Source organism: Hymenobacter sediminicola (assembly GCF_014250515.1).
Taxonomy (GTDB): domain Bacteria; phylum Bacteroidota; class Bacteroidia; order Cytophagales; family Hymenobacteraceae; genus Hymenobacter; species Hymenobacter sediminicola.
Window position 1 is genome coordinate 4,418,942 of record NZ_CP060202.1, and the last position, 23,441, is coordinate 4,442,382.

Genomic DNA, 23,441 nt, shown 5'->3' on the forward strand with positions numbered 1-23,441 from the left:
GTCGCCGCAGCTTTCTCAATACCCGAAAATTTCTGACGCTAAAAGAGTTGCCTTCTCATCCACCCCCATGTCAGGTAAATTCACGGCTTAAAGTTCGCATAAAGAGTTGCGTAATCGAAAATGACCTGCCATATTTGCCATCCCAAACGGGACACGCCCATGGGAGATTAGCTCAGCTGGTTCAGAGCATCTGCCTTACAAGCAGAGGGTCACTGGTTCGAACCCAGTATCTCCCACTATTATTGCCTTACCCCTCGGGAGATTAGCTCAGCTGGTTCAGAGCATCTGCCTTACAAGCAGAGGGTCACTGGTTCGAACCCAGTATCTCCCACCAATAAAAGGACAGCCCTGCCGGCTGTCCTTTTTTGTTTTCTGGCCGGCGTCAAGGCCAGTAAAGACCATTTTGTTTGGGGCTATGCGAGTAAGTACTACGTGGCAACTCTGGCTGGTACGCGCCTTTTTCGGGCTTCTGCTGCTAACGGGCGCGCTGCTGTTTCGCGACTATGGCGTATCGGTTGATGAGCCCGTAAGCCACGAAGACGGGGCGGTCAGCGGCAAGTATATTGCTGAGAAGCTATTTGCAGGCTTCGGCCAGGATGATCCGAACGTATCTGTCATAACGCCCCTCTTTCGCCATCGGGACTATGACAAGGGCGTGGTATTTGAGCTGCCGGTGGCCGGGCTGGGCCGGCTCCTGACTCACGGCAATTCCACGCATTACTTTTTGATGCGTCATCTGCTGATATTCTTGGTGTTTATGGGGGGCGTGTGGGCTTTGTACCGATTGATCTGGCTTAGATTCGGACACCGGATGGTTGGGCTGCTGGCGGCCGCTCTGCTTGTGCTGTCGCCGCGCATGTTTGCCGAAGCCTTTTTCAATGGCAAGGACATCGTATTTATGGCGTTGTTCACTCTCGCTATATATACGCTGGCGCGCCTGTTCGAACGGCCCACGCTGGGCGGGGCGTGTCTGCATGGCATTGCGACAGCCGCGGCCATTGGGGTAAGGATGCCCGGTGTCATCTTGGTGGCTTTCACGATAAGCAGCCTTTGCCTGCTGGCCTGCTTCCCCGGCCCTTCTGATTCAGTACCCAGAAGACGCCTATGGAAAAGTGCGGCAGTTTACCTGGCCGCCACGGCGTTAGCAGTAATAGTGTTTTGGCCTTACCTGTGGGAGGATCCACTGGTGCGTTTCGCTCAGGTATACAGCCGCGTGAGCCACTACAACTGGGGCTACACCAATCTATACTTCGGGCAGTTTGTGCCGGCCGACCAGCTGCCGTGGCATTATATCCCGGTCTGGCTGCTCATCACTACGCCACTGCCCTACTCGCTGGCGGCGCTGCTGGGGCTTGGATATAGTCTGTACTATCTGTTCCGGCAGCGGCTGGCGAGCTTGCGCACTCCGGTGGGCCGCCTGGATCTGCTGTTTATCGGGTGGCTATGTGGCCCAATTCTGATGGTAATAGTTTTACGCTCAACGCTGTATGATGGGTGGCGGCATCTGTATTTTGTGTATCCGGCGCTGCTACTACTGGCGGTACAAGGGCTGTTAGTGCTATTCAGGGCCGTGGTGAAACACCGCCGTGCCTATTGGCTGGCAATAAGCCTGTTGGTGGTAGCAGGTGTTGAAACAGCCCGAACAGGTATTCGCATGGTGCAGCTGCATCCATATGAGCATCTGTATTTCAGCTTTCTGCCGGCCCGGATGGTAGAGCAGCAGTTTGAGCGTGACTATTGGGGTCTGGCGTTCCGGCAAGGCTTGGATTGGGTTATGGCTCACGACTCTGCCCCGCAGGTCACTGTCGCCAGCGACGTGCCGGATATGGTGTACGCCAACGTTTTCCTGCTGCCCGCTCTCGAGCAGGCCCGCCTACGCCGGGTGCCGGCCCGTAGTGCCGCTACTGCCCGCTACTTCATAGCCAATTACCGCTGGCACCCGCAGCCTTATCCTGATAGTCTGGGACCGGAAGTGTACACCGTCCGGGCAGGGGGCATTAAGATTCTCTCGGTATTTCGCCGGCCCTAATCCTGTGCTTCGCATCTTAGCAGCCGATTTCCTGCCCACTTATCCGCTTTTACTGCTCAGTTTCTCTTCATGCTTCTTGCCAGTAAAGCCCGCCGGCTAAGCACGGGCATTTTTTTCGGGACTCTACTGCTGCTCGGCGCTTGGCTGCACCGCGACTATGGCGTATCGTGGGACGAGACGAACAACCACCTTAATGGGCTGGTCAACATCAAGTTCATTGCCAGCCTACTGCCCGCAGGACATCCGATCCATCAGCACCCCACCTTCGTCACCACCCCCGATATCCGCGATTTTCCGGACGCGCACCACGGCCCCTTGTTCGAAATGAGCGCCGTGGTGTTGAGCTATCTGCTCACCGACCACGATTCCCGCTCCTATTTCCTGCTGCGCCACTTTCTGATATTCAGCATTTTCACCGCAGGCGCTTGGGCGCTGTACCGGCTGGGAGCCCACTGGCTGCGCGACTGGCGCTGGGGTTTATTGGGGGCCGGGCTGCTGGTGCTTTCGCCCAGGTTTTTTGCCGAAGGCTTCTACAATGGGAAGGACATTGTGTACATGGCCTTTTTCACGCTGGCCATGCTCACATTGCTGCGTCTGTGCCAACGACCTACGGTAGGGCGGGCGCTGGTACATGGGCTGGCTACGGCGCTGGCCATGGACATCCGGGTGCAGGGGCTACAATTGGTACTGTTCACGGTAGTGGGGCTCTGGCTGGAAAAGCGGTGGGGTACGGAGCCCGTGTCGAACCGGCAGTTGCTGCAGGTGGCGCTGGCCTATGCAGGGGCTACGGTAGTGGGTGTGCTGGCCGGTTGGCCCTATCTGTGGGCTCATTCGCTGCCCGAGTTGCTGGAGGTCAGTTCGCACGCCGTGCGCTACCCGTGGGGCTTCACCAACTTCTACATGGGCCGGCACCTGCTGGTAGGCGAATTGCCGTGGCACTATATTCCGGTCTGGATGGGCATCACAATTCCGCTGCCATTCTCACTGGCAGCGGTGGCCGGGATAGGCACCGCGCTACGGTACGGCTGGTTGCGAAGGTGGGCCGCTCTGAGCACTCCCGCAGGGCGTACGGGTGTGATGCTACTGCTCTGGCTGTTGGGTCCGATGCTGGTAGTGATGCTTACGCACACGGTAGTTTATGAGGGCTGGCGGCACCTGTACTTTATCTATCCGGCACTGTTGCTCTGGGCAGTGCAAGGCATCCGGCAACTGGTGCAGATAAGCAGGCAAACCGGCTGGCGCCGCACTGCCGCCCGGCTGGCCATCGGGCTGGGCGTGCTCGAAACGGGCCACACTGCCGTTCGTATTGTGCAGATGCACCCGCATCAGAATGTATATTTCAGCTTTCTGATGGGCGAAGTAGCTGAGCAGCTTTTCGAGCGTGACTACTGGGGCTTGGGCTACCGCCAGGGGTTGGAGTGGGTCCTAGCTCACGATTCGTCGCCGACCCTGACGGTCAACGTGTTTTGGCACTATCCGCTCTACAACAACTCGCTGATTCTACCACCCCAGGACCGGGCCCGCATCCGGTACACGCCCGGCGGCACAGCCCGCTACTACCTGGCAGGCTACCGCTGGCATCCTCAGTCCTACCTCGACTCGCTAGGAACGGAAGTGCATGCCATCCGGGCCGGAGGTGTCAAGGTGCTGTCCGTTTTCCGTCGTCCGTAAGTCTGTTCTTACCTTCGGGCCCATGTCTGCCGGTCCCTGGTTATCGGCGGGCATCTTCTCTGCCTTTACCCAACAGCACCTGCTATGCCTCTGCTCGAAGTCACCGACTCTACCCGCGCCCGTCAGTTCCGCGACCTGGCGGAGCGAATCTACCGGGAGCATCCCAACTGGATTCCGCCGCTCGACCACGAGTTGGAAGCCGTTTTCGACCCTGAGAAAAACGCCAATTTTAAGCATGGCGAAGCTATCCGCTGGATTCTAACCGATGACGCCGGCGAAGTCATTGGCCGGGTAGCCGCCTTCGTAAACCAGCAGACCGCTCACGCTGATGCCACACTGCCCACCGGCGGGATGGGCTTTTTTGAGTGTGTTGATGATCAAGCGGCGGCGAATATGCTGTTTGAAGCCAGCCAAACCTGGCTGGCGGCGCGCGGCATGGTGGCCATGGATGGCCCCATCAACTTTGGGGAGCGGGACCGATATTGGGGGCTGCTGGTTGCGGGCTTCACGGAGCCCAACTACGGCATGTTCTACCACCCGCCCTATTATCAGCAGCTGTTTGAAGGCTACGGGTTTCAGGTGTATTTCAAGCAGTACACCTGCTACCGCGAAGTAGCTATGCCGCTGCATCAGGCGTTCAGCGCCGCCGCCGTGCGCTATGCCGAGCAGTACCCGACCTTCCAGTTCCGGCACGCCAGCAAGCGCGACCCTGACAAGATGGCCCGCGACTTTCACCATGTGTACAACTTGGCCTGGGCCAACCATAGCGGCATTGCGGCCATGCCGCTGGAAAAAGCCCATGAGTTGGTGCGCCAAATGAAGCCCGTGCTCGATGAGCGGCTACTCTGGTTTGCCTATCACAACGAGGAGCCGGTGGCTTTCTTCGTGAGCCTGCCCGAACTGAACCAGATTTTCAAGCATGTAGGCCGCAATTTCAACCTCTGGAACAAGCTCCGCTTTCTGTGGCAGAAGCGCCGCTACGAGCAGCGAACCGATAAAAAGCTGTTCGGAGTTATCTTTGGTGTGGTGCCGGAGTGGCAAGGCAAGGGTGTGGAAAGTGCCATGATGGTGCATGCCCGGGCCGAGTTTATGCGCGCAGGCTACACCGAAATTGAAATGAACTGGATAGGCGACTTCAACCCCCGGATGCTCGCCCTGACCCGTTCTATTGGCGCCCGCATCTACAAAACGCACGTCACGTACCGCTACCTTTTCGACCGGCAGCGGCCCTTCGAGCGCAGCCCGATTATCCGATAAGCTTCAGATAACGAATAGCTAAGGTTGTCATCCTGAGTAACGCGAAGGACCGTCTCCCGCTGCAACAAGTTGTTGCAGCGGGAGACGGTCCTTCGCGTTACTCAGGATGACAGTTTTATTCAGCTCCTTCACTCATTGGCTGAATTGCTCGTGCAGGCGCAGCACCTGCGGAATCAGCAGGTGCTGGTCGTCGTTGCGGATGAGGTGGTCGGCGCGCTGCATCTTCTCCTCCTCGCTCATCTGCTTGCCGATAATAGCCAGCACATCATCGGCAGTACGGTGCGGGTCGCGGTGCAGCACGCGCGCCTGCCGGACTTCCAGCGGCGCAAACACCGTGATAATCTGGTCCAGCTGACGGTAAGCCCCCGATTCGTAGAGCAAAGCCGCTTCTTTCAGAATATAGGCGTGGCCCTGCGCCGCGCAGTCTGCCGACCACAGCGCAAAATCACGGCCGACGGCGGGGTGCACCAACGCGTTGAGGCGGGCCAGCTGCGCCGGATCGGAGAAGGCGAGACGGCTGATGTGGGCGCGGTTGAGCTGGCCGGTGTCGTCAAACGTTTCCGGGCCGAAAGCAGCCAACAGTTCATCACGGAGCTGCGCATCGTTCACCATCACCCATTTGGCCCGAAAATCTGAGTCGTAGACGGGCACGCCCAGCACCTGAAACAACCGACATACCACGCTTTTCCCGGAGCCAATACCACCCGTAATACCAATCCGACGCATACGCTACTGTGAGAACTGAGTAAGTGGATAGAAGCAGGAAGGCCAAACGGGGTGCCGCTAGTCTGCAGGAACCGTAGCAATGCGCACTAGCTTTGTGATAACGCGGCGGCCGCGCACCACTTCAGGTACTTGCGCCAGCACCGGCTGCAGGCTGGAGTCAGGCCCCAAAAACTGACCGTAGTGCAGCTGCACGCGTACTTGGCTACGGTCGAGGCGGGCACTGTCTTCGGGGAAGCACTGCAGACGTACGCGCACCGTAGCCGGGCTCAGGCGGTATTCACGGCCGGGCGGAAAGCCCGCCAGCTCCGGCAGCACATCCAGCGCGATACTCACCAGCGGGCGGGGCTGCAGGCGCACCCGCACTTCCTGCACATTGGTCTGCACCAACTCCGGACCACCAATCGGTACGCTCAGGTCGCCGTTGCTACTGCCGGCAGGGGCCTGTGGCAGATGCACCGGATACGGGTTGGCCAGCGCCTCTACTTGCCTTGCCGGCCCCTGAAACAGCACCTGCGCCGGCATAAAGCGCGCCGCAAATGGCAGCGCCGAGCCATCGGCAGCCGGGCTAAGGGCCAAGGTGAGGCGGCGGCTCACCAACCGGTCAAACTCTACCCAAAGCGTATCCGAAATCAGATAGTTGAACTGTAGCCCTTCCATAGCAGCCTGCAGAGCCGGCCGTACAGCCATGCCTGTCACGTAGCGCGTGTTGGGCAACGCATACAGGGTTATTTCAGCCGGTTTCACGTCCAGCATCAGCTGCTTACGTAGCAGCTTCCAGCCACGGCTGGTTACGTTCACGGCTACTTCCGTCGGCAGGGGCTTCACAGGTACGTAGCGCGATACATCGTAGCGCCAAGCCAGCGGATACGTGATGCGGGTGGTATACGTCTTGTTCAGGGCGTTCAGCAGCCAGAAGGTGCTGGCCGCCAGAAAGCATGCCGTTACGGCCCGCCAATAGCTACGCTCCTGCCCGTAGAACGGGCTGAAGAACCAGCGCAGCACACGGGCAGAACGAACGAGCGGCATACAAACAGAGCAGGATTAGGCCACCGGTGGCGTGTCGACAGCTTTGGCGGGTTTCACTTCGCGGGAAATAGCCGAGCGGTCAAACTTGAGCTTGGTACCCCGGTCTACCTCAATAATAACCGTTTCGTCGGTGAGGTCAAGCACTTTGCCATGCAAGCCACCAATCGTAACCACGGTAGCGCCCTTCACAATGGATTCGCGAAACTTCTTGGCCTCGGCTACTTTGCGCTGCTGGGGCCGAATCATGAAGAAGTAAAGCACTACGGCAATGGCTACCGGGAACAGGTAGGACATGAAGCTGTTGGCGGAGGAAGGAGCAGTAGCCTGCAGGAAAAGGGTAGCAAACATGGGAAGAGTCAATTAGGCAATACGATGGCAGAAAAACAGAAAACGGCAATGAGGTGAAACGAGGCTCCTTGATAACCAGAACCTTGCTTCACCTCATTCTCAGTTGCCTGATATGCTCTACTGACGAACGGGGCCCTGCTCGCCATCGGGCAGGATATTGGTCTTAATGGAAATCTGGTTGATGCTAGGCGTGGTATTGGCACGCACGGCCACCTGCTTGTTCTGGATACCCGATTTGCCGTGGCTGTCGAACTGCACTTCAATCGTGCCTTTGCCACCCGGCTGCACGGGCTCCTTGGTCCAGGAGGGCGTGGTGCAGCCGCACGAAGCCTGGGCATTCTCGATGAGCAGCGGCGTTTTGCCGGTATTCGTAAACTCAAACGTGTGTTTTACCACAGCGCCGGGCTTGATGTCGCCGAAGTCGTGCTCGGTTTTGTCAAACGTCATTACGGGCGCATTGGGGTTGGCCACTTCCGTGTCGGTCGTCACGTTGGGGTTGTCAACGGTCGGGTTAGCAGCGGCTTCTGTAGCGGCGGCGTTCATGCCTTCCGTACCGACTTCGGCCGTCTTATCGTTGGAACAGGCGCCTGCCAGCAAAGCACCGGCAAGCAGGAAAGAGGGAAAAAGAATACGTTTCATGCGAAGAAAAATGTGGGCACAGGCAGCTGCCTATGCATTCTGCAAATTAGCAATAATTGCTTGGGCAAACTCAGTAGTTGTGGCTTTGCCGCCTAGGTCGCCGGTGCACTTGTCTTTGTCTTTGAGCGTCTTTTCCAGCGCCTTCTCAATCTGGTCGGCGTAGGTGTGCTCACCGAGGTGGTGCAACATCATCAGGCCCGAACGGAGCAGCGCCGTAGGGTTTGCTTTGCCCTGACCGGCAATGTCCGGGGCCGAGCCGTGTACGGCCTCAAAAATGGCCATATCGTCGCCGATGTTGGCGCCAGCTACTACACCCAGACCGCCTACGAGGCCCGCGCACAGGTCAGACAGGATGTCACCAAACAGGTTGGTGGTTACGACCACATCAAACTGCTCGGGCTTATTCACGAGCTGCATGCACATGTTGTCGATGATTTTGTCCTCGAACACGATGTGCGGAAACTCGTTGCTGGCTTCCTTGCAGGCGTTCAGCATCAGGGTGCCGGCCATTTTCAGGATGTTGGCTTTGTGAGCCAGCGTTACCTTTTTGCGGCCGTGCTTATCGGCGTAGGCAAAGGCGGCGCGGCAGATTTTGCGCGAGCCTTCCTTAGTAATACGGTTGAACGAGTCGGCAATGCCCAGCCGCTCATCGTACACTTCCAGACCCGAGTACAGGCCTTCGGTATTCTCGCGGAACAGCACCAAGTCGATGCCTTCGTAGCGCGTCTTGATACCGTCGGTGGTTTTAGAAGGGCGCACGTTCTGGTACAGGTCGTACTTCTGGCGCAGCGTTACATTGATGCTGCGGAAGCCTTTGCCTACCGGCGTCGTGATGGGGCCTTTCAGCGCCACGCGGTTTTTCTCCAACGACGACAGCAAGGCCTGCGGAATCAACTCGCCCGATTGGTCGAAAGTAGTCTGTCCGGCGTTCTGCTCTTCCCATTGCACAGGCACCTTGGCGGCAGCGAAAATGTCGGTTACAGCTTTCGTGATTTCCGGCCCAATGCCGTCGCCGGGGATGAGAGTGATGAGATGCATCAAGTAATGAATGAGGGATGGGGAGATGGGGAAGCCGACCCAACCGGCCGGCCTTGTTGCCACAAAGGTACCACGCTAGAATGTGCCACAAATGAAAAATGTGCCGATGTGCCGTTTGCAGAGTGGGAGTAAGCCTCCTGCAAATCAGCGCATCAGCACAGTTTCGTCACTTGCGTCATTCTCAACTGCCTTTGCGGGAGTTTATCTGGTTGATGAGCTGATCAACGTCGCCGAGCAGCTGCTCGGCCTTGCTTTTGGCGTCCTGAATCACGCGCTGGCCTTCGCTCTTGGCAGAGCTGGGGCTTTGGTCGGCGCGGCTCGTAACGAGGTTCTCAGTGAGGTCGGCCAGCGTCTCGCGGTATTTTTCCAGCTGATAGCTCAGCCAGCTGCGGGTTTCGCGGCCTTTCTCAGGTGCATACAGAAGTCCGATGACGGCCCCGGTGAGGGCACCGCCCGCGAAGCACAGAATACCGGTAGTGGTTTTGCTACCCATAAAATTGGAAACGTGGCGTGGTGGGAAGAGAGAAAATAACACCTTATAGACGAAGCAGCCCCCTACGAGGTTGCCCGGCCCAAGGGCTATTGGTTGTCCAAGAGGCCGCGGCCCGATTTGCGAATGGCGCCGCTAGCCGTCAGATCCTGGGCCAATTTATCCAGAATCCCGTTCACAAACTGTTTGCTCTTCGGGGTGCTGTAAATTTTGCTAATTTCGATGTACTCGTTGATGGTCACTTTTACCGGAATACCCCGGAACAGGTGCATTTCACAAAGCGCCATCTTCAGCAGAATCTTGTCGGTGAGGGCAACACGCTCCACGTCCCAGTTCTGCACCGACTCGGCAATCAGCTTCTCGTATTTCTCGTCGTCGGCCAGGGTTTGCTTGTACAGGCTTTCCGCAAACTCCTTGTCCTCAGTCCAGTTCGCCGACAGCGACATTAGCTCCAGCTCCTCTGTTGCGGCTTCATCGAGCATCTTCACCGTTTTCAGCACCAGATTCTTGACGATGGACCGGTTTTCTTCCCAGTTCAGGTCGTCTTCCTCGATGTAACGCGGCAGGCTTTCGCCCTTGAACACGAAGGACTTGAAGATGTGCTTCAGCATTTCCTGGTCCTCGGCGTAGTTGCCGGCCGGAGCCGCCAGATAGCTGATTATCTCCGGGTCTTGCCGCATTTCGTTGCGCCAGGCGCCGCGCAAGGCCTCCATTTCTTCTTCGCCATGCCACTGCTGGGAACGACGAATGGTGAGGGTCTGCAGCTGCGTGTTGCTGATGAGCTTCTGGATTGCCTGGTTTTCTTCCAGACGAGTGGTATCCAGCTGCGGCTCAGCCGACGCAATGTGCTTGCGGGCCGCGCGAGCCTTGTCTTCCTCAATTACCTGCAGCAGCGCTTCCGGGATATTGAGAAGGTGCAGGTATTGGTCGTGGATGCTCTCGGCAGCATGAATCATCTGGCCGCCGTAGAAGTTGGCGTCCTTGGCAACCGCCTTCTGGTAGTATTTGATGGCATCCTGCACGGCACCGTACACGTCGGCATCGTCGCCTTTTTCAGGCTCTTCGCCGCTCTTGTACCACTCCTTCAACACTACTTCGGCCAGCTTGCGCTGCCCTTGTAGTTTGCGGCGGTCCTGCGGCTCCGGCGAGGTAAGATCGGGCGCAAAAGCATCCGCAATCTGGTCATTAGCCAGCGAAAAATCAGACGCAACTGCCTGATGGTAGGCGTAGAGGGCCTGCATGACCTTGATGCGGAGCGTGCGACGGTTGAGCATGAGTTGTCGGGTTGATTGTTGACTGCGGATAGTTGATTGATTCTTGTTGCCGGAAGCCGGGAGCCTACCAACAATCAACTATCCGCAATCAACAATCAGGAATTAATAAGTGGATTTGACTTTGCCCAGCGAGGCAATGCGCTCCTCAGCCTGCCGGATGGCGGCGGCTTGCGGATGGCTCTGCTCCTGCTCGGCTTTGTTGAGCACCTGCGTGGTGTAGTCGTAAATCTTTTCGGTCTGGGTGAGGGCCGTCTGGCGGCTGCCGCCCACTACTTCCGAGTACACGTTGATGAGGCCACCAGCGTTGATGAGGAAGTCGGGGGCATACACGATGCCGCGCTCCACCAGAGCCGGTCCGTGCACGTTTTCGCTCTTAAGCTGATTGTTGGCACAACCGGCAATAACGCGGCACTTCAGCCGGTCAATCGTGTTATCGTTGATGGTCGCACCAAGCGCACAAGGCGAGTAGATGTCCACCTCCTGGTCGTAGATTTCGTCGAGGCCCACGGCGCGGGCGCCAAAACGGGCTGCCGCTTCCAGCGCACGGTCTTCGTAGTAGTCAGTCAGTACCAACTGAGCGCCTTCTTTCTGCAGATACTCCAGCAGATAGGTACCCACGTGGCCCACGCCCTGCACCGCAATGCGCTTGCCAGCCAGCGAATCAGAACCGAAGGCCTTTTTGGCGGCGGCTTTCATCCCCATATAGGTACCGAAGGCCGTTACGGGCGACGGGTCGCCGGAGCCACCCATACTTTCGGGCAGACCCGCTACGTGCTTGGTTTCCATCCGGATGTACTCCATGTCCTTGGTGGTCATGTTTACATCTTCGGCCGTGATGTACTTGCCGTTGAGGTTTTTCACGAAGCGGCCGAACTTGCGCAGCAGCGCCTCGGTCTTCATGGTCTGGTCGCCGATGATGACGGCCTTGCCACCACCCAAGTTGAGGCCCGAAATAGCCGCCTTGTAGGTCATGCCGCGCGAGAGGCGCAGCACGTCGTTCAGAGCTTCCATGTCGGAGGCGTAGTGCCACATGCGCGTGCCGCCCAGGGCCGGGCCCAGCACCGTGTTGTGGATGCCAATGATGGCGCGCAGACCAGTTTCGTGGTCGTGGCAGAATACTACCTGCTCGTGCTGGTGCTCAGCAATCTGACTGAAAACCGACGTGTCGGTCATTTCTTGGATTTCAACCATGGGGATGGAGAAAATGAGGGTGGGGGAATTTTGGGGGAAGGAACAGAGCGGTACTTGCGTGTTGTATCTTTGAGGAGTGCGCGGCGGCGCGGCACAGCGTTTACGTTGAATGGCTCAAAACCGGCTATTGCTAGTCCGGCACAAAGCCCCGCTCCGTGGCACACACCTCAATTCGGGTGCAAAAGTAACCCAATTTCCGGTTACGGCCATTGGCGGCGCTATCTTCGCGACGGACAGGCCGTATGACTTCCGGCTTCTATTCCCTTCTGCCGTGCGCGCACTTTCCGCTACCAATAAATACCTGTTTCGCTATAAATGGCACTTCCTCGGTGGCGTGCTGTTCGTGGCTTTGAGCACGCTGCTGGCCATTTTCCCGGCTCAGATAGTGCGCTACGCCTTCGATTTGGTAAGTGAGGGCATCGACCTGTACCATCTGTTTGCGGGCACCTCAGCACAGAGTGAGGTGTATTCGCTGTTCGGGCGCAACGTGTTGCTGTATGGCACCCTCATTATTGTGCTGGCGCTGTTGCGGGGCGTGTTTCTGTTTTTCATGCGCCAGACGCTCATCGTGATGAGCCGGCACGTGGAAAACGACCAGAAAAACGAAATCTACCAGCACTACCAAAGCCTGCCGCTGGCCTTCTACCGCCGCCACAGCACCGGCGACCTGATGTCTCGCATCAGCGAGGATGTGGGCCGGGTGCGCATGTACATCGGGCCGGCGCTGATGTATTTTATGCAGCTCGTCATTCTGTTCGTGCTCATCGTGCCGCTCATGCTGATGGTAAACGTGAAGCTGACGCTCTACACACTGCTGCCACTGCCTGTTTTGAGCGTGAGCATCTTCTACGTGAATACCCTGATTGAGCGTAAATCCGACGAAATCCAACGCTCTTTGGCTTCCATGACCACCTTCGTGCAGGAGGCATTTTCGGGCATCCGGGTACTGAAGTCGTTTGTGCGCGAAGAAGACTCGCACCGGCAATTCTCCATTGCCTCGGAGCATTACAAGGAGAAGTCGTTGAGCCTGAACTTTGTGAACTCGCTGTTTTTCCCGTTGATTCTGTTTCTGGTGGGCCTGAGCACCATCGTAACAGTGTGGCTGGGCGGGCAGGAGGTTATCCGGGGCACCATCACCACGGGCAGCATTGCCGAGTTTCTGATTTACGTGAACCTGCTGACCTGGCCCGTGACGGCGCTGGGCTGGACCAGCAGCCTTGTGCAGCGCGCCGAAGCCTCGCAGGCCCGCATCAACGAGTTTCTGGACCAGAAAACCGACATCGTGTCGCGCGAGAACGTGCAGCAGGAAATTCAGGGCGACATCGTCTTTGATAACGTCAGCTTCACCTATCCTGACACCGGCATACAGGCGCTACGCAACGTGAGCTTCCGCATTCGGCCGGGCCAGACGCTGGCCGTCATCGGCAATACGGGCTCCGGCAAAAGCACGGTGGCCGTGCTGCTCTGCCGCCTGTTCGATGTGAGTGAGGGCGCCATCCGGATTGACAACGTGGATGTGCGCGACTTCGCCCTGACCAGCCTGCGCGAGCAAATCGGCTACGTGCCGCAGGACGTGTTTCTGTTCTCGGACAGCATCCGCAACAACATCAATTTCGGCCTCGATACTGCCGATGAAGCCCGTATGCTGCAGGCTGCCAAAGACGCCAACGTCTACGACAACATAATGCGCTTCCCAGAAGGCTTCGACACCAAAGTAGGCGAGCGGGGCATTACGCTGTCGGGTGGCCAGAAGCAGCGGGTGAGCATTGCGCGAGCGTTGGTGAAGGAGCCCAAAATCCTGATTCTAGACGATTCGCTGTCGGCCGTGGATACCAACACCGAAAACGCCATTTTGGGCGCCCTGCAGCGCATTATGCACAACCGGACCAGTCTCATCATCTCGCACCGCGTGTCGTCGGTGAAGCTGGCCGACGAAATCCTGGTGCTCGACGACGGCCAGATAGTGCAGCACGGCACGCATGAAGTCCTGATGCAAGACGCCGAGGGCTTGTACCGTGCACTATATGAACGCCAGCTGCAGAGCGAGGACGCAGCGTAGGCTTGCCTTGGAGCTAACTTTCTACTAGCGGATTACCCGTAGCGTGGCGCACGAGTCCTGCTGCCACAACACCTCCACCGCGTACTGCTGCAAAAGCTGCTGACGCTGCTTGTTGCCGCAGACCACCACCGTCTCACCCGTAGCAATCTGGTTTAGTGCATTAGCCTGCCGGTAGGTAAGCTGGTGCTGGCGAGTTTGCTCGGCAATGAATCCATACCATTCCGTGCTGCCATTGTAGCTCGGAGGCATCATCAACGTGTAGGCAGTCAGAGCCGGCAGGTTTTCATGTTGCCGTTGCAGGTGCCGGCCAAACTGCAGTTCCGCCTCTACAAAACGATGACGGTGCTGAGTGGTTAGGTCACTCATAAGGTTGGCGTATGGCCCCCACAGCAGCAGCAACGACCCCAACACCCACAGCACTGGCGGAAGCACAGGAAGCTGAAAGTGGGTATGTGCCGCCTGTGCTAAGGCCCCAATGCCCAGCGCCGCCAACAGTGCCAACGCAGGATAAATGGGGGCATCGTACCACGTAAGCTTGGTTTGCATGCTACTGAGCAGCAACAGATACCAGCCTACCCAGACGCCGCACAGCACGGCCAGCTGGTATTCGGGTGTGGTGCGGGCCTGGCGAATGCCTAAGCCGAAGCCAACTACAGCAAAAGCCAGCCAGAACGAAAACTTGAACTCTGCCAGCAGGCTCGTGTACCAGCCCACAGACTCCTCGTGTCCTTCCAACGATCCGCCAGCGCGTCCGCCTAGCTCATTAGCCCAAACGGCAGCCAAGTACCCCGGCCCTGCAGCCTCCCGAATGGCATAATAGCTTCCCACCATGCCCACTACCGCTAAGCCGCATAAGTATAGGTCACGCCGCCGCAACAACGTAGGCAAGTGGCCGGTAAAAGCCGCCGCCAGCACCAGCGCCGGCAAGCCCAGTACCCCCGCTACGCCTTTCGTAAATACCGCCAGCGTGAAGGCGGCCGCGGCCAGCCACAAGGCACGCCGCGACTCGGTGGCTAAGTATCGTCCGAAAGCCAGCACTCCCGCAGTTGTCCAGAGTACCAGCAAGGCATCATAGTCGCCGGTGCGCGCTACGTGCCAGCCCACATAGCCGGGTGCCGAAACCAACACGACAGCGGCCAGCCACCCCAGTAACGGTCCGCGCAAATAGCGGTGGCCATACCAGAAGAGCAGCAACGTAGTAGCCAGCGCCGCCAGCGCCGATGGCAGTCGTACCGCCAGTTCCGTGTAGCCCAGCGCCTGTATGCTCAGAGCCTGCAGCCATATCATCAGCGGAGGTTTGGTGTTCCACAGGTCCGGCTGGTCCTGGTACATCGTGATAAGCCACTGCTGGTGCTTAAGCATCTGGGCGGCGTTCAGAGCCAGCCGCGACTCATCCCAGAGCTGCATCGGCGCGCTACCCAACCGGAAAAAGAACGAGAAGAATGCCAGAGCCAGCAGAAAAAACAAGGCCAAGCAGACTGCAAGTCTGGAAGAAGAGAACTTAGACAAATGGGAGAGATGCTATAATTATGTGATACAGACGTAACGCGTATTCTCGGCACAATATTCGGCATTTTCCTTAGCCTCCTGAACGTGAAGAGTTGTGTGTCTCTGCTGTATAATCCTGCTGGCTGAAGGCACCTGCTTACCGACACAGCATCTCCGCCGCCTTCCGGCCTACTCCCGCTCCCAGCGCCACGCCCATGCCGTTGCAGCGCAAGGCCCCAAACACGCCCGGCGCCAATGGCCGCACAATTGGCTCCAGTTCAGCCCCGAAGGCCATAACGCCACTCCAGCGGTAGTCGATGCGCACGGCGCGGCCGGGCAGAATTACCTCGCGCAGCAGCTGCTCCAGGTAGTGCTGCACCTGCGGCGTGAGGCCAGGCTCGGTGGTAGCTTCGGCTTCAAAATTAAGGTGGCGGCCACCGCCCAGCAGAATACGGCCATCAATCTGCCGGAAATAGGTGTAGCCTTTGTCGTAGTGGAAGGTACCGGGCAGGTGCAGGCCGGCTATGGGTTCCGTGACTAGCACTTGCCCGCGGCCGGGCTGCGCATCAAGTTCCGGGAAAAACTGCCGGCTGAAGGCATTGGTAGCCAGCAGTACCTGGGGCGCAGATAGTGGCCCCAGCGAAGTTTGGATATTGACCAGGTTGGAACCTGATTCAAGGGCCAGCGCAGCACAGCCGTGCAGCACCACAATGCCTGCCGCCCAGGCACGCCGCAGCAAGGCTTCCATCATGCGGCCGGTATGCAGTGCTCCTTCGGCGGTGTTTTCAAGCATCACCTCGACTCCTGAAAAGCCGGTAGCAGGCAGGTGGGCAGTAGCGTCGCGGAATATTGCTGGTGCCCCAATGACGGGTGCTAGTAGCTCGTTGTAGTACGGTACGGCAGCGCGGCAGCGTTTCGCCAGCTCTGCCTCGGCAGGCCGAAACAGCTCAAATCCTCCGACCGGCTCGTAGCGCAAGGCCTCGTCGCCAAGCAGGCCCCGTAATTCGCCAAGGCCTTCCCAGCGCGCCTGTACTACTTGCACCAGCGCAGCAGTGCCACCGCGTGCTTCCTGCTCCAGCAACTCCGATATACTCCCGAAGCAGGCAAAGCCCGCGTTTTTCGTGCTGGCTCCATTGGGCAGCGTGTCCCGCTCCAGTACCAGCACGCGTGCGCCAGGGCGCAGCTGCCGCAGGTGCAGCGCCGCTGTTAGCCCAACCAGTCCTGCTCCTATAACAACGACATCGAAGCCTTGCAGAAACGTCTGATGCTCCCAATAGGAAAGCGTTGGAATACTCATCCGGCGAAAGTAAATAGTCCTGGCTTCTTGCCTGATTCTGCCAACTCGGGCAGTAAGCGGCTACGGGGTATTTGTGCATAAAAAAAGCCCGCCCGGCAACTGCCAAGCGGGCTTTCTACTAGTAAGCTCAAGCCTATTGTCCTACCATCACGCGCTTCATGCCGTGCCGCTCACCCGAGGTACATTGCACGATATAGGCGCCAGCCGGCAACCCGCTCACGTCGAGTGTGGCTACATCATTGCTGCTTAGCAGGTCGCGGGTGATGACCGGGCGGCCATCCGGACCGTTGATTTCCACGCGGGTTGGGCCAGAGGCATTCGTCCGCACCGTGAGGCGCTTTGTCACCGGATTAGTTTCGGCCCGCACTTTCAGCGCGCCGGTGTTGGTGGCTGGCTGCTCCATCTTATCGGTTACAAGGGCAAGAGGTGCAGTTGGTGCTTCAGCAGGCTTTGTGGCAGCTGTAGCCGGCTTGGCAACCGGCTTAGCAGTAGCTGCTACCGGCGATTTGGCCGACGGCTTAGCCGTAGCCGGCGCTTTAGCCGTGGGGCTCTTAACGGCCGGCTTAGCGGCGGTTTTGGTCTGGGCCTGAACGGGTGTCGACAGCAAGAAAGTGGCTACCAGACAAACGAGTGTAAAGAGTGTTTTCATACGCACGCCTAACGCAAAAGTGAGCAATACAGTATTTTGACAAAGATAGCCAAAATCCATATTCCACCTGAAAAAATATACCTAATCCACTCATAATCAAAGGCCATACTTGGCACCCCGACTTTAATAATTTCAAAATAATATTTCTCCCCTGCTACTTCCTTGGTGCCACCGGCTGGCGTGGCTTGGTCCTACGGCTTGCAGCATCCCCTCCTCCACCCGGTTGAAATATATTGGCTCACTGCAAACCTGTCTGAATCAGCGTCATTTCACCCCTGATAAAACACTGTATTTCAAAATTTTAAGCCAACACTTAATCTTTGTAATAGTCGGCTTGTCCAGCCTGCCAAGGTCTTTTGGTGAGGTGTGCTAAGCAGAAAGTGAGTAAGTTCGAAGGCTCACAACTCAATTTTCATCCTTTCCGCAATGGCTGCACCAACCCTTACCGGACTACGTGCCGGTGTCCTGCACGGCGACGAAGTTCAATCCCTTTTCCAGTATGCCAAGGCGCATTCCTTCGCGCTGCCGGCCGTAAACGTCACCGGCACCAACACGGTGAATGCCGTGCTTGAAACCGCCCATGAGGTGAATTCGCCGGTTATCATTCAATTTTCTAACGGTGGTGCTCAGTTCTTTGCGGGCAAGTACCCCTCGAACGATAACCAGCGGGCTAGCATCGCCGGCGCCATTTCCGGAGCACAGCACGTGCACGCCATGGCCGAGCTCTACGATGTGCCGGTTATTCTGCACACCGACCACGCCGCTAAGAAGCTGCTGCCCTGGATTGATGGCTTGCTAACGGCCGGCGAAAAGCATTTTGCGCAGTACGGGCAGCCACTCTACAGCTCCCACATGCTCGACCTGTCGGAAGAGCCGATTGAGGAGAACATTGAAGTCTGCAAGCGCTACCTGGAGCGGATGGCCAAAATCGGCATGACGCTGGAAATCGAGCTGGGTGTAACCGGCGGCGAGGAAGATGGCGTCGACAACTCCGACGTGGATAGCTCCAAGCTCTACACGCAGCCCTCAGAAGTGGCCTATGCTTACAAAGAGCTCAGCGAAGTAAGTCCCCGTTTCACGGTGGCTGCGGCCTTCGGCAACGTGCACGGCGTGTACAAGCCCGGCAACGTGAAGCTACAGCCCAAGATTCTGCACAACTCGCAGCAGTACGTGCAGGAGCATTTCAACACGGGCCCGCAGCCTGTCGATTTTGTATTTCATGGCGGTTCCGGGTCCAGCCAGGAAGAAATCCGCGAGGCCATCAGCTACGGTGCTATCAAGATGAACATTGATACGGACCTGCAATGGGCTTTCTGGGAAGGCATCAAAAACAACTACGTCAAGAACGAAGGCTTCTTGCAGGGCCAGATCGGCAACCCTAACGGCCCCGATTCGCCGAACAAGAAGTACTACGACCCGCGCGTGTGGCTGCGCGAAGGCGAAAAGACCTTCGTTGCCCGTCTCAAGCAGGCTTTCGAAGACCTAAACGCCGTGAATCGCCGCCCATAGGTTTCGGCACTCACGCTTGCATCAAAGCAGCTCCATTCAACTTGCTTGAATGGGGCTGTTGCGTTTTAGGGCCATCCGGCCAATATATTTCGAGTGCTGTTCAAGCCGGTACGCAAGATCCTAAGCAAAAGACAATGAGGTTGATTCGCCCCGAATAGGGCTTCTATGGGCTGTAAACAGGCCGACGCAACCGGCCTGGCGGCAGAATTTTATCGGGCAAGGGTTGTGCAACTCTCGGATTCTGCCTTACCTTTGTGTCTCAATTCTCTCGGGGTGTAGCGTAGCCTGGTATCGCGCCAGCATGGGGTGCTGGAGGTCGTAGGTTCGAATCCTGCCACTCCGACTGAAGAGTTTCTTGCTCGAAGAGCCTCTGGGAACCCCACCCGGAGGCTTTTTTCGGCCAAAAAATCTGAATTCTCTGGCGCAGCAGACTGCACCAAAGGGAAATTCGGGGTGTAGCGTAGCCCGGTATCGCGCCTGCTTTGGGAGCAGGAGGCCGCAGGTTCGAATCCTGCCACCCCGACTTCATATGTTAGGTTACCAAAAGCCCGCTGAACTTACGTTCAGTGGGCTTTTTTATTTGTAGCCTGCTGTAATTGCCCGGAGTATTCCACGTTACTTTGCCATTCCTATTTCCTCTTCTCTTATCCTTTTTCACATGAAAATCCTTATTAGCAGCCTGGCACTCAGCCTTGCTGCAGCCTCGGGGGCGCAGGCCCAGATTGCGAAAGGCACTACCCTTCTGACTGGCAACATTGGCTACACCAGCGTCACCAACAAGTCGGGCAACTACGACAGCAAAGTCAGCCGCTTCGAAGGCAACTTGGGGGCAGGGCACTTTCTGGCCGACAACCTGATGCTGGGACTGAATCTGGGCTATGTCAATGGCAACGAGGACTATCCTATTTACAATGCCATTGATCCATTTGACCCGTATGTTGCCTATGGCGAATACAACACCAAGGAATTCAGCCTCGGGCCGGTACTGCGCTACTACAAGTTTGTTGGCGGCGACCAGGCAGCTTTTTTCGGGCAGGTCGGCGGCGGCTATCGGAGTGCCCGCCAGCTCATTGATCCGGGTTTAGGATTTCCTTCCTTCCAACACGACCGAAAAGGGTTTTATGGGCAGCTAGCCCCGGGCTTCGTGTTCTTCCCTACTCCCAAATTCGGGCTGGAGCTTTCCCTGCGCGGCCTAAGCTATGAGCAGATGAAAGAGGAAGCCCGTGATTTTTCCCCTGAGACAAAGACCAGCTCACTCGATTTTGGCTTTGGCCTGAACGACCTGCGCTTTGGTGCTTCTTTCTATCTGGGTCGTAATTAGCACGCTGCACCATGAGACACTACCTATTTGGCCTCGTAGCAGCATTGGCGACAACCACTGCCGCGCAGGCACAGATTTCAGCTGGCACAGTGCTGCTGGGCGGCAACCTTGGCTATCGGCAGCAGAAAGCTAAAGTTGGGGCTACCAATTTTCGGCCGGCATACGAGGACCGTTTACGCCAAATTTCTATCAGCCCAACTGCTGGCTATTTTGTGGCCGACAACCTAGTAGTAGGAGTACAACTGAACTGGCAACGGGACGCGCATAAGTATCCTGCTATTGTCCCAGTCGTTATTAACCCAGGCCCCGGGCCGGCAACCGCCGACGTGCTGTATGGCGAGAGTACCATGCGCCGGCTGCAGGTAGGACCCTTTGCCCGGTACTACAAGTTCATCGGTAGTAAAGCCGCGTTCTACGGCCAGCTTGGCGCAGGGTACTCCGTAACGAATTACGAAGATGAGCCTCCCGTCTATATTGGCAATTCTGACACTAAGATTTCAGGGTTCTATGGGCAGTTGAGTCCGGGGGTTGTGTACTTCCCCACACCTCTGTTCGCACTGGCAGTGAGTCTGCGAGGCCTTACCTATCAGCACTTTGCTTACAGCGGAGAAGGTTACGGCAGCAATGACCGAACGTCATCCATATTCGATGCGGGCTTCCGGCTGCGCGACCTGCGCCTGGGTGCGTCGTTCTACTTAGGCCGCGGCTCTTCTCTGTAAGCGGCTCAAACAAAAAAGCCTGGCTGGAAAGAGTTTCCGGCCAGGCTTCTTTATGGCAGATAAATCCGTATTGCTTATTTCACCACCGCCCAAACTTCTACCGGGCCAGTAGTGGGAAATTTCTCCAGATATACGTTATGCAGAGTCAGATCCTGCTCCTTGGCAGCTGCCTTCACGCCGGTGTAGAGCTTATCTGGTGCTACGAGGTAGCTGGCAACGATGCGGGCATGCAACACCCGTTGGCCAGCGGCAAAAGCCCGGTAACGGTAGCCCTTAGGAAGCGCCTGCGACACGGTATCATCTACAACCAAGCCCACAAACACCTTGGCGGTTTCACTGGCTTTGGCGGGGTCGTTGTAGAAGATATTGCCGAAAGTGCCCCGCATCTTACCCGAAGTGCGGATTTCGTAGGCTTCGCGGGTCATGTCACCGAACTGCTCACTGTTGGCCGGGCCTTCGAAGTAGCGGCCGGCCAGAAAGATAGGCTGAGCCGTAGTTTCCAGCGTCACATCGGCTTTTTTGAAGCCACCCAGAAAGTAGTAGGCCACACCGGCAGCCAGAATCAGGAAAAGGGAAAGCAGCAAGAAAATCCGATTCATTTTGTACTGAAAGTGAGAGAGTAGACGTGAGAAGTAAGAAGCCGTGGGTCGAGCGTTGAACCAAGTGCTCATAAGACGCTGCAAAGGTCTCACTTCTCGCTTCTACTTTATCATGCCTGCTCACATAGTTCTAGCCAGCCAGCACGTCTTTGTACTGCATCTGGTAAAGTTGGCGGTAGTAGCCGTCCTGGCGCAGCAGCTCTTCGTGGCGGCCCGATTCCTTGATTTCGCCGCGGTCCAGCACGATGATACGGTCGGCTTTCTGGATGGTGCTCAGGCGGTGGGCAATAACAAGGGCGGTGCGGCCCTGCATCAGCTTTTCGATGGCCTCCTGAATCAGTTCCTCGGTTTCGGAGTCGACGGACGACGTGGCTTCATCGAGAATGATGATGGCCGGCTGGTACACCATAGCTCGCACGAAGCTGATGAGCTGGCGCTGGCCTACCGACAGCGTGGCGCCGCGCTCCATCACCGGATAGTCGAGAGAGCCAGGCAGGCGCTCGATGAAGCGGCGGGCGCCCACCAGGTCGGCGGCCTCCCAGATCTGGGTGTCGGTGATGTCTTCGTGGCCCAGCGTGATGTTGTCGCGGATAGTGCCCGCAAACAGGAACACATCCTGCAGCACCACTCCGATGTGGCGGCGCAGCACGCTCAGGTCGTAGGCAGGCAGATCCTGACCGTCGATGCGGATGTGGCCCTTGTTGATGTCGTAGAAGCGGCTGAGCAGGTTGATGATGCTGGTTTTGCCGGCGCCGGTAGCACCCACGAAAGCCACCGTCTGGCCGGGCTCTACCCGGAAGCTGATGTCGCGCAGCACCCATTCCTCGTCGTTGTAGGCAAACCAGACATTTTCGAACTCCACCTCGCCGCGCAACGTGGCCGGGGCCAGCGTACCGTTGTTGGGCACGAACTCCTGGCTGTCGAGCAGCTTGAGCAGACGCTCGGTGCTCACGAGGCCCAGCTGCAACGTATTGAACCGGTCGGCAATCTGGCGGATGGGACGGAAGAACAGGGCGTTGTACATGATGAAGGCAATGAGCGCGCCCTTGGAAATAGTGCCCTCAATCTGGCCCTGCGCGGCGTACCACACCAGCAGCCCCACCCCTACCGCCGCCAGCACCTCGGCTACCGGAAAGTAGATGCTGTAGTAGAGCACCGAGCGAATATTGGCGCGGGTGTGCTCCTGGTTGAGGGCCTGAAACTTGCGGTATTCGCGCTGCTCGTTGTTGAAGATCTGCACCACGTTCATGCCAGTCAGGTGCTCCTGCACGAAGGCATTGAGGCTGGCTACGGCCGTGCGCACCTCCTGAAACGACTTCTTCACCTTCTCCTTGAACACGTAGGTGCTGAACAGCAGCGGCGGAATCACGGAAAGGCTCACCAAGGTCAAGCGCCAGTCGATGTAGAACATGAAGGCCATGATGAACACAATCTGCAGAATGTCACCAATCATGGCCGCCAGGCCCTCGCTGAACACGTCGGACAGCGTTTCGACATCAGAAATGTTGCGCGTGACGAGTACGCCGATGGGCGTGCGGTCGAAGAACTTGAGGCGCAGGTTGAGGATGTGCTTGTACAGATCCACCCGGATGTCGCGCACGATGTACTGGCCCAGCCAGCCGCCGAAGTAGGTCTGGAGGTAGCTCACGAAGGCGTGCGCCACCAGCAGCACCAGCAGAATGCCGAAGCCCCGGTTAAGCCCCACCCAGTCGTTCTGCTCAATGGTCACATCAACCATCTGCTGGATCAGGAAGGGACGTAGCGTGCCCAGCACGGCCGTGGCCACGGTCAGGAACACCAACAGATAGAAGATGCGCCGATAGGGCCGCACGTACACCATCAGCCGGCGCAGCACCTGCCAGTCGAAGATGTTGCCGGATTTGGCGGGGGTAGCAGTAGTTGGGTCCAAAGTAGCGGGTGGGATGAAACGTAGTAACCGGGGCCGGTGGTGGGAAGTTGCACGGCCAGCAGAACGGCCTTAGTCGAACGTCATTTCGAACGTAGTGAGGAATCTCGCCAGCGTGGTAACCAATGAGAATACCACATCAGCCAAATTCCTTACCGCTGACTTGATGCGTCACATGTTTGGAATGACAATAACCTCGGGCGAG

Annotated in this window: 20 protein-coding genes and 4 tRNA genes; 11 read left to right on the forward strand and 13 right to left on the reverse strand. The window is 57.5% G+C overall.

Going from position 1 to position 23,441, the window contains the following annotated elements; genetic code table 11:
* The first annotated feature begins 161 nt into the window (after positions 1–161).
* The 5 genes from H4317_RS18835 to H4317_RS18855 all read left to right on the forward strand — a co-directional run bounded on the left by H4317_RS18835 (position 162) and on the right by H4317_RS18855 (position 4,957).
* Positions 162–236: transfer RNA gene (locus H4317_RS18835), tRNA-Val, on the forward strand.
* A 20-nt stretch (positions 237–256) separates the two neighbouring features.
* Positions 257–334: transfer RNA gene (locus H4317_RS18840), tRNA-Val, on the forward strand.
* Between the two features lie 81 nt (positions 335–415).
* A complete protein-coding gene (locus H4317_RS18845; protein ID WP_185888089.1) occupies positions 416–2,029 on the forward strand; it encodes an ArnT family glycosyltransferase in 1,614 nt (537 codons plus the stop codon).
* A 69-nt stretch (positions 2,030–2,098) separates the two neighbouring features.
* The gene (locus tag H4317_RS18850; RefSeq protein ID WP_185888090.1) at positions 2,099–3,700 is read left to right on the forward strand and encodes a hypothetical protein; all 1,602 of its coding nucleotides are present in this window, start codon (positions 2,099–2,101) and stop codon (positions 3,698–3,700) included.
* Between the two features lie 84 nt (positions 3,701–3,784).
* Positions 3,785–4,957, forward strand: coding sequence for a GNAT family N-acetyltransferase (locus tag H4317_RS18855; RefSeq protein WP_185888091.1), 1,173 nt, complete (start codon positions 3,785–3,787; stop codon positions 4,955–4,957).
* 132 nt (positions 4,958–5,089) lie between these two features.
* Here the strand turns inward: H4317_RS18855 and coaE are convergent, their stop codons facing one another.
* The 8 genes from coaE to H4317_RS18895 form a co-directional block, all read right to left on the reverse strand.
* A complete protein-coding gene (gene coaE / locus H4317_RS18860; RefSeq protein WP_185888092.1) occupies positions 5,090–5,683 on the reverse strand; it encodes a dephospho-CoA kinase in 594 nt (197 codons plus the stop codon).
* 57 nt (positions 5,684–5,740) lie between these two features.
* The gene (locus H4317_RS18865; protein WP_185888093.1) at positions 5,741–6,709 is read right to left on the reverse strand and encodes a hypothetical protein; all 969 of its coding nucleotides are present in this window, start codon (positions 6,707–6,709) and stop codon (positions 5,741–5,743) included.
* 15 nt (positions 6,710–6,724) lie between these two features.
* On the reverse strand, positions 6,725–7,057 hold the full coding sequence (yajC, locus tag H4317_RS18870) for a preprotein translocase subunit YajC (protein WP_185888094.1): 333 nt from the start codon (positions 7,055–7,057) through the stop codon (positions 6,725–6,727).
* 117 nt (positions 7,058–7,174) lie between these two features.
* Positions 7,175–7,696 (reverse strand): DUF1573 domain-containing protein, encoded by a 522-nt coding sequence (locus H4317_RS18875; protein WP_185888095.1) that lies wholly within the window; start codon positions 7,694–7,696, stop codon positions 7,175–7,177.
* A 30-nt stretch (positions 7,697–7,726) separates the two neighbouring features.
* Positions 7,727–8,734, reverse strand: coding sequence for an isocitrate/isopropylmalate dehydrogenase family protein (locus H4317_RS18880; RefSeq protein ID WP_185888096.1), 1,008 nt, complete (start codon positions 8,732–8,734; stop codon positions 7,727–7,729).
* A 181-nt stretch (positions 8,735–8,915) separates the two neighbouring features.
* Positions 8,916–9,227 carry a YtxH domain-containing protein gene (locus H4317_RS18885; protein WP_073281000.1) on the reverse strand — a complete coding sequence of 104 codons (312 nt, stop codon included), beginning with the start codon at positions 9,225–9,227 and terminating at the stop codon, positions 8,916–8,918.
* An 86-nt stretch (positions 9,228–9,313) separates the two neighbouring features.
* A complete protein-coding gene (gene nusB / locus H4317_RS18890; RefSeq protein ID WP_185888097.1) occupies positions 9,314–10,498 on the reverse strand; it encodes a transcription antitermination factor NusB in 1,185 nt (394 codons plus the stop codon).
* Between the two features lie 102 nt (positions 10,499–10,600).
* Entirely contained in the window at positions 10,601–11,689 is a 1,089-nt protein-coding gene (locus H4317_RS18895) for a Glu/Leu/Phe/Val dehydrogenase dimerization domain-containing protein (RefSeq protein ID WP_285891473.1), read from the reverse strand.
* Between the two features lie 271 nt (positions 11,690–11,960).
* On the opposite strand from H4317_RS18895, the gene H4317_RS18900 reads away from it, so the two are divergent.
* Complete coding sequence (locus H4317_RS18900) at positions 11,961–13,748, forward strand: ABC transporter ATP-binding protein (protein ID WP_185888098.1); 1,788 nt, start codon at positions 11,961–11,963, stop codon at positions 13,746–13,748.
* 24 nt (positions 13,749–13,772) lie between these two features.
* Here H4317_RS18900 and H4317_RS18905 read toward each other — a convergent pair whose 3' ends face one another.
* From H4317_RS18905 to H4317_RS19460, 3 genes are all read right to left on the reverse strand, one after another.
* Entirely contained in the window at positions 13,773–15,221 is a 1,449-nt protein-coding gene (locus H4317_RS18905) for an ArnT family glycosyltransferase (protein WP_185888099.1), read from the reverse strand.
* A gap of 172 nt (positions 15,222–15,393) precedes the next feature.
* Positions 15,394–16,533 (reverse strand): NAD(P)/FAD-dependent oxidoreductase, encoded by a 1,140-nt coding sequence (locus H4317_RS18910; protein WP_185888100.1) that lies wholly within the window; start codon positions 16,531–16,533, stop codon positions 15,394–15,396.
* A gap of 133 nt (positions 16,534–16,666) precedes the next feature.
* Positions 16,667–17,182, reverse strand: a complete 516-nt coding sequence (locus tag H4317_RS19460) for a T9SS type A sorting domain-containing protein (RefSeq protein ID WP_185888101.1) — start codon at positions 17,180–17,182, stop codon at positions 16,667–16,669.
* A gap of 426 nt (positions 17,183–17,608) precedes the next feature.
* Between H4317_RS19460 and fbaA the strand changes: the two genes are divergently transcribed.
* The 5 genes from fbaA (at position 17,609) to H4317_RS18940 (ending at position 20,731) form a co-directional block, all read left to right on the forward strand.
* Complete coding sequence (fbaA, locus tag H4317_RS18920) at positions 17,609–18,691, forward strand: class II fructose-bisphosphate aldolase (protein WP_185888102.1); 1,083 nt, start codon at positions 17,609–17,611, stop codon at positions 18,689–18,691.
* Between the two features lie 269 nt (positions 18,692–18,960).
* Positions 18,961–19,034 (forward strand) — tRNA-Pro (locus H4317_RS18925).
* A gap of 106 nt (positions 19,035–19,140) precedes the next feature.
* Positions 19,141–19,214: transfer RNA gene (locus H4317_RS18930), tRNA-Pro, on the forward strand.
* A 135-nt stretch (positions 19,215–19,349) separates the two neighbouring features.
* A complete protein-coding gene (locus H4317_RS18935) occupies positions 19,350–20,012 on the forward strand; it encodes an outer membrane beta-barrel protein (protein ID WP_185888103.1) in 663 nt (220 codons plus the stop codon).
* An 11-nt stretch (positions 20,013–20,023) separates the two neighbouring features.
* Complete coding sequence (locus H4317_RS18940; protein WP_185888104.1) at positions 20,024–20,731, forward strand: outer membrane beta-barrel protein; 708 nt, start codon at positions 20,024–20,026, stop codon at positions 20,729–20,731.
* Between the two features lie 74 nt (positions 20,732–20,805).
* Here H4317_RS18940 and H4317_RS18945 read toward each other — a convergent pair whose 3' ends face one another.
* Positions 20,806–21,330, reverse strand: a complete 525-nt coding sequence (locus tag H4317_RS18945; RefSeq protein ID WP_185888105.1) for a hypothetical protein — start codon at positions 21,328–21,330, stop codon at positions 20,806–20,808.
* A 130-nt stretch (positions 21,331–21,460) separates the two neighbouring features.
* The gene (locus H4317_RS18950) at positions 21,461–23,170 is read right to left on the reverse strand and encodes an ABC transporter ATP-binding protein (RefSeq protein ID WP_185890101.1); all 1,710 of its coding nucleotides are present in this window, start codon (positions 23,168–23,170) and stop codon (positions 21,461–21,463) included.
* Positions 23,171–23,441: the final 271 nt, after the last annotated feature.

Excerpts from the sequence above, each read along its gene's own strand:
- H4317_RS18845 (WP_185888089.1), top strand. The coding sequence starts at position 416 with ATGCGAGTAAGTACTACGTGGCAACTCTGGCTGGTACGCGCCTTTTTC.
- H4317_RS18850 (WP_185888090.1), top strand. The coding sequence starts at position 2,099 with ATGCTTCTTGCCAGTAAAGCCCGCCGGCTAAGCACGGGCATTTTTTTC.
- H4317_RS18855 (WP_185888091.1), top strand. The coding sequence starts at position 3,785 with ATGCCTCTGCTCGAAGTCACCGACTCTACCCGCGCCCGTCAGTTCCGC.
- coaE (WP_185888092.1), bottom strand. The coding sequence starts at position 5,683 with ATGCGTCGGATTGGTATTACGGGTGGTATTGGCTCCGGGAAAAGCGTG.
- H4317_RS18865 (WP_185888093.1), bottom strand. The coding sequence starts at position 6,709 with ATGCCGCTCGTTCGTTCTGCCCGTGTGCTGCGCTGGTTCTTCAGCCCG.
- yajC (WP_185888094.1), bottom strand. The coding sequence starts at position 7,057 with ATGTTTGCTACCCTTTTCCTGCAGGCTACTGCTCCTTCCTCCGCCAAC.
- H4317_RS18875 (WP_185888095.1), bottom strand. The coding sequence starts at position 7,696 with ATGAAACGTATTCTTTTTCCCTCTTTCCTGCTTGCCGGTGCTTTGCTG.
- H4317_RS18880 (WP_185888096.1), bottom strand. The coding sequence starts at position 8,734 with ATGCATCTCATCACTCTCATCCCCGGCGACGGCATTGGGCCGGAAATC.
- H4317_RS18885 (WP_073281000.1), bottom strand. The coding sequence starts at position 9,227 with ATGGGTAGCAAAACCACTACCGGTATTCTGTGCTTCGCGGGCGGTGCC.
- nusB (WP_185888097.1), bottom strand. The coding sequence starts at position 10,498 with ATGCTCAACCGTCGCACGCTCCGCATCAAGGTCATGCAGGCCCTCTAC.
- H4317_RS18895 (WP_285891473.1), bottom strand. The coding sequence starts at position 11,689 with ATGGTTGAAATCCAAGAAATGACCGACACGTCGGTTTTCAGTCAGATT.
- H4317_RS18910 (WP_185888100.1), bottom strand. The coding sequence starts at position 16,533 with ATGAGTATTCCAACGCTTTCCTATTGGGAGCATCAGACGTTTCTGCAA.
- H4317_RS19460 (WP_185888101.1), bottom strand. The coding sequence starts at position 17,182 with ATGAAAACACTCTTTACACTCGTTTGTCTGGTAGCCACTTTCTTGCTG.
- fbaA (WP_185888102.1), top strand. The coding sequence starts at position 17,609 with ATGGCTGCACCAACCCTTACCGGACTACGTGCCGGTGTCCTGCACGGC.
- H4317_RS18935 (WP_185888103.1), top strand. The coding sequence starts at position 19,350 with ATGAAAATCCTTATTAGCAGCCTGGCACTCAGCCTTGCTGCAGCCTCG.
- H4317_RS18940 (WP_185888104.1), top strand. The coding sequence starts at position 20,024 with ATGAGACACTACCTATTTGGCCTCGTAGCAGCATTGGCGACAACCACT.
- H4317_RS18945 (WP_185888105.1), bottom strand. The coding sequence starts at position 21,330 with ATGAATCGGATTTTCTTGCTGCTTTCCCTTTTCCTGATTCTGGCTGCC.
- H4317_RS18950 (WP_185890101.1), bottom strand. The coding sequence starts at position 23,170 with ATGGTGTACGTGCGGCCCTATCGGCGCATCTTCTATCTGTTGGTGTTC.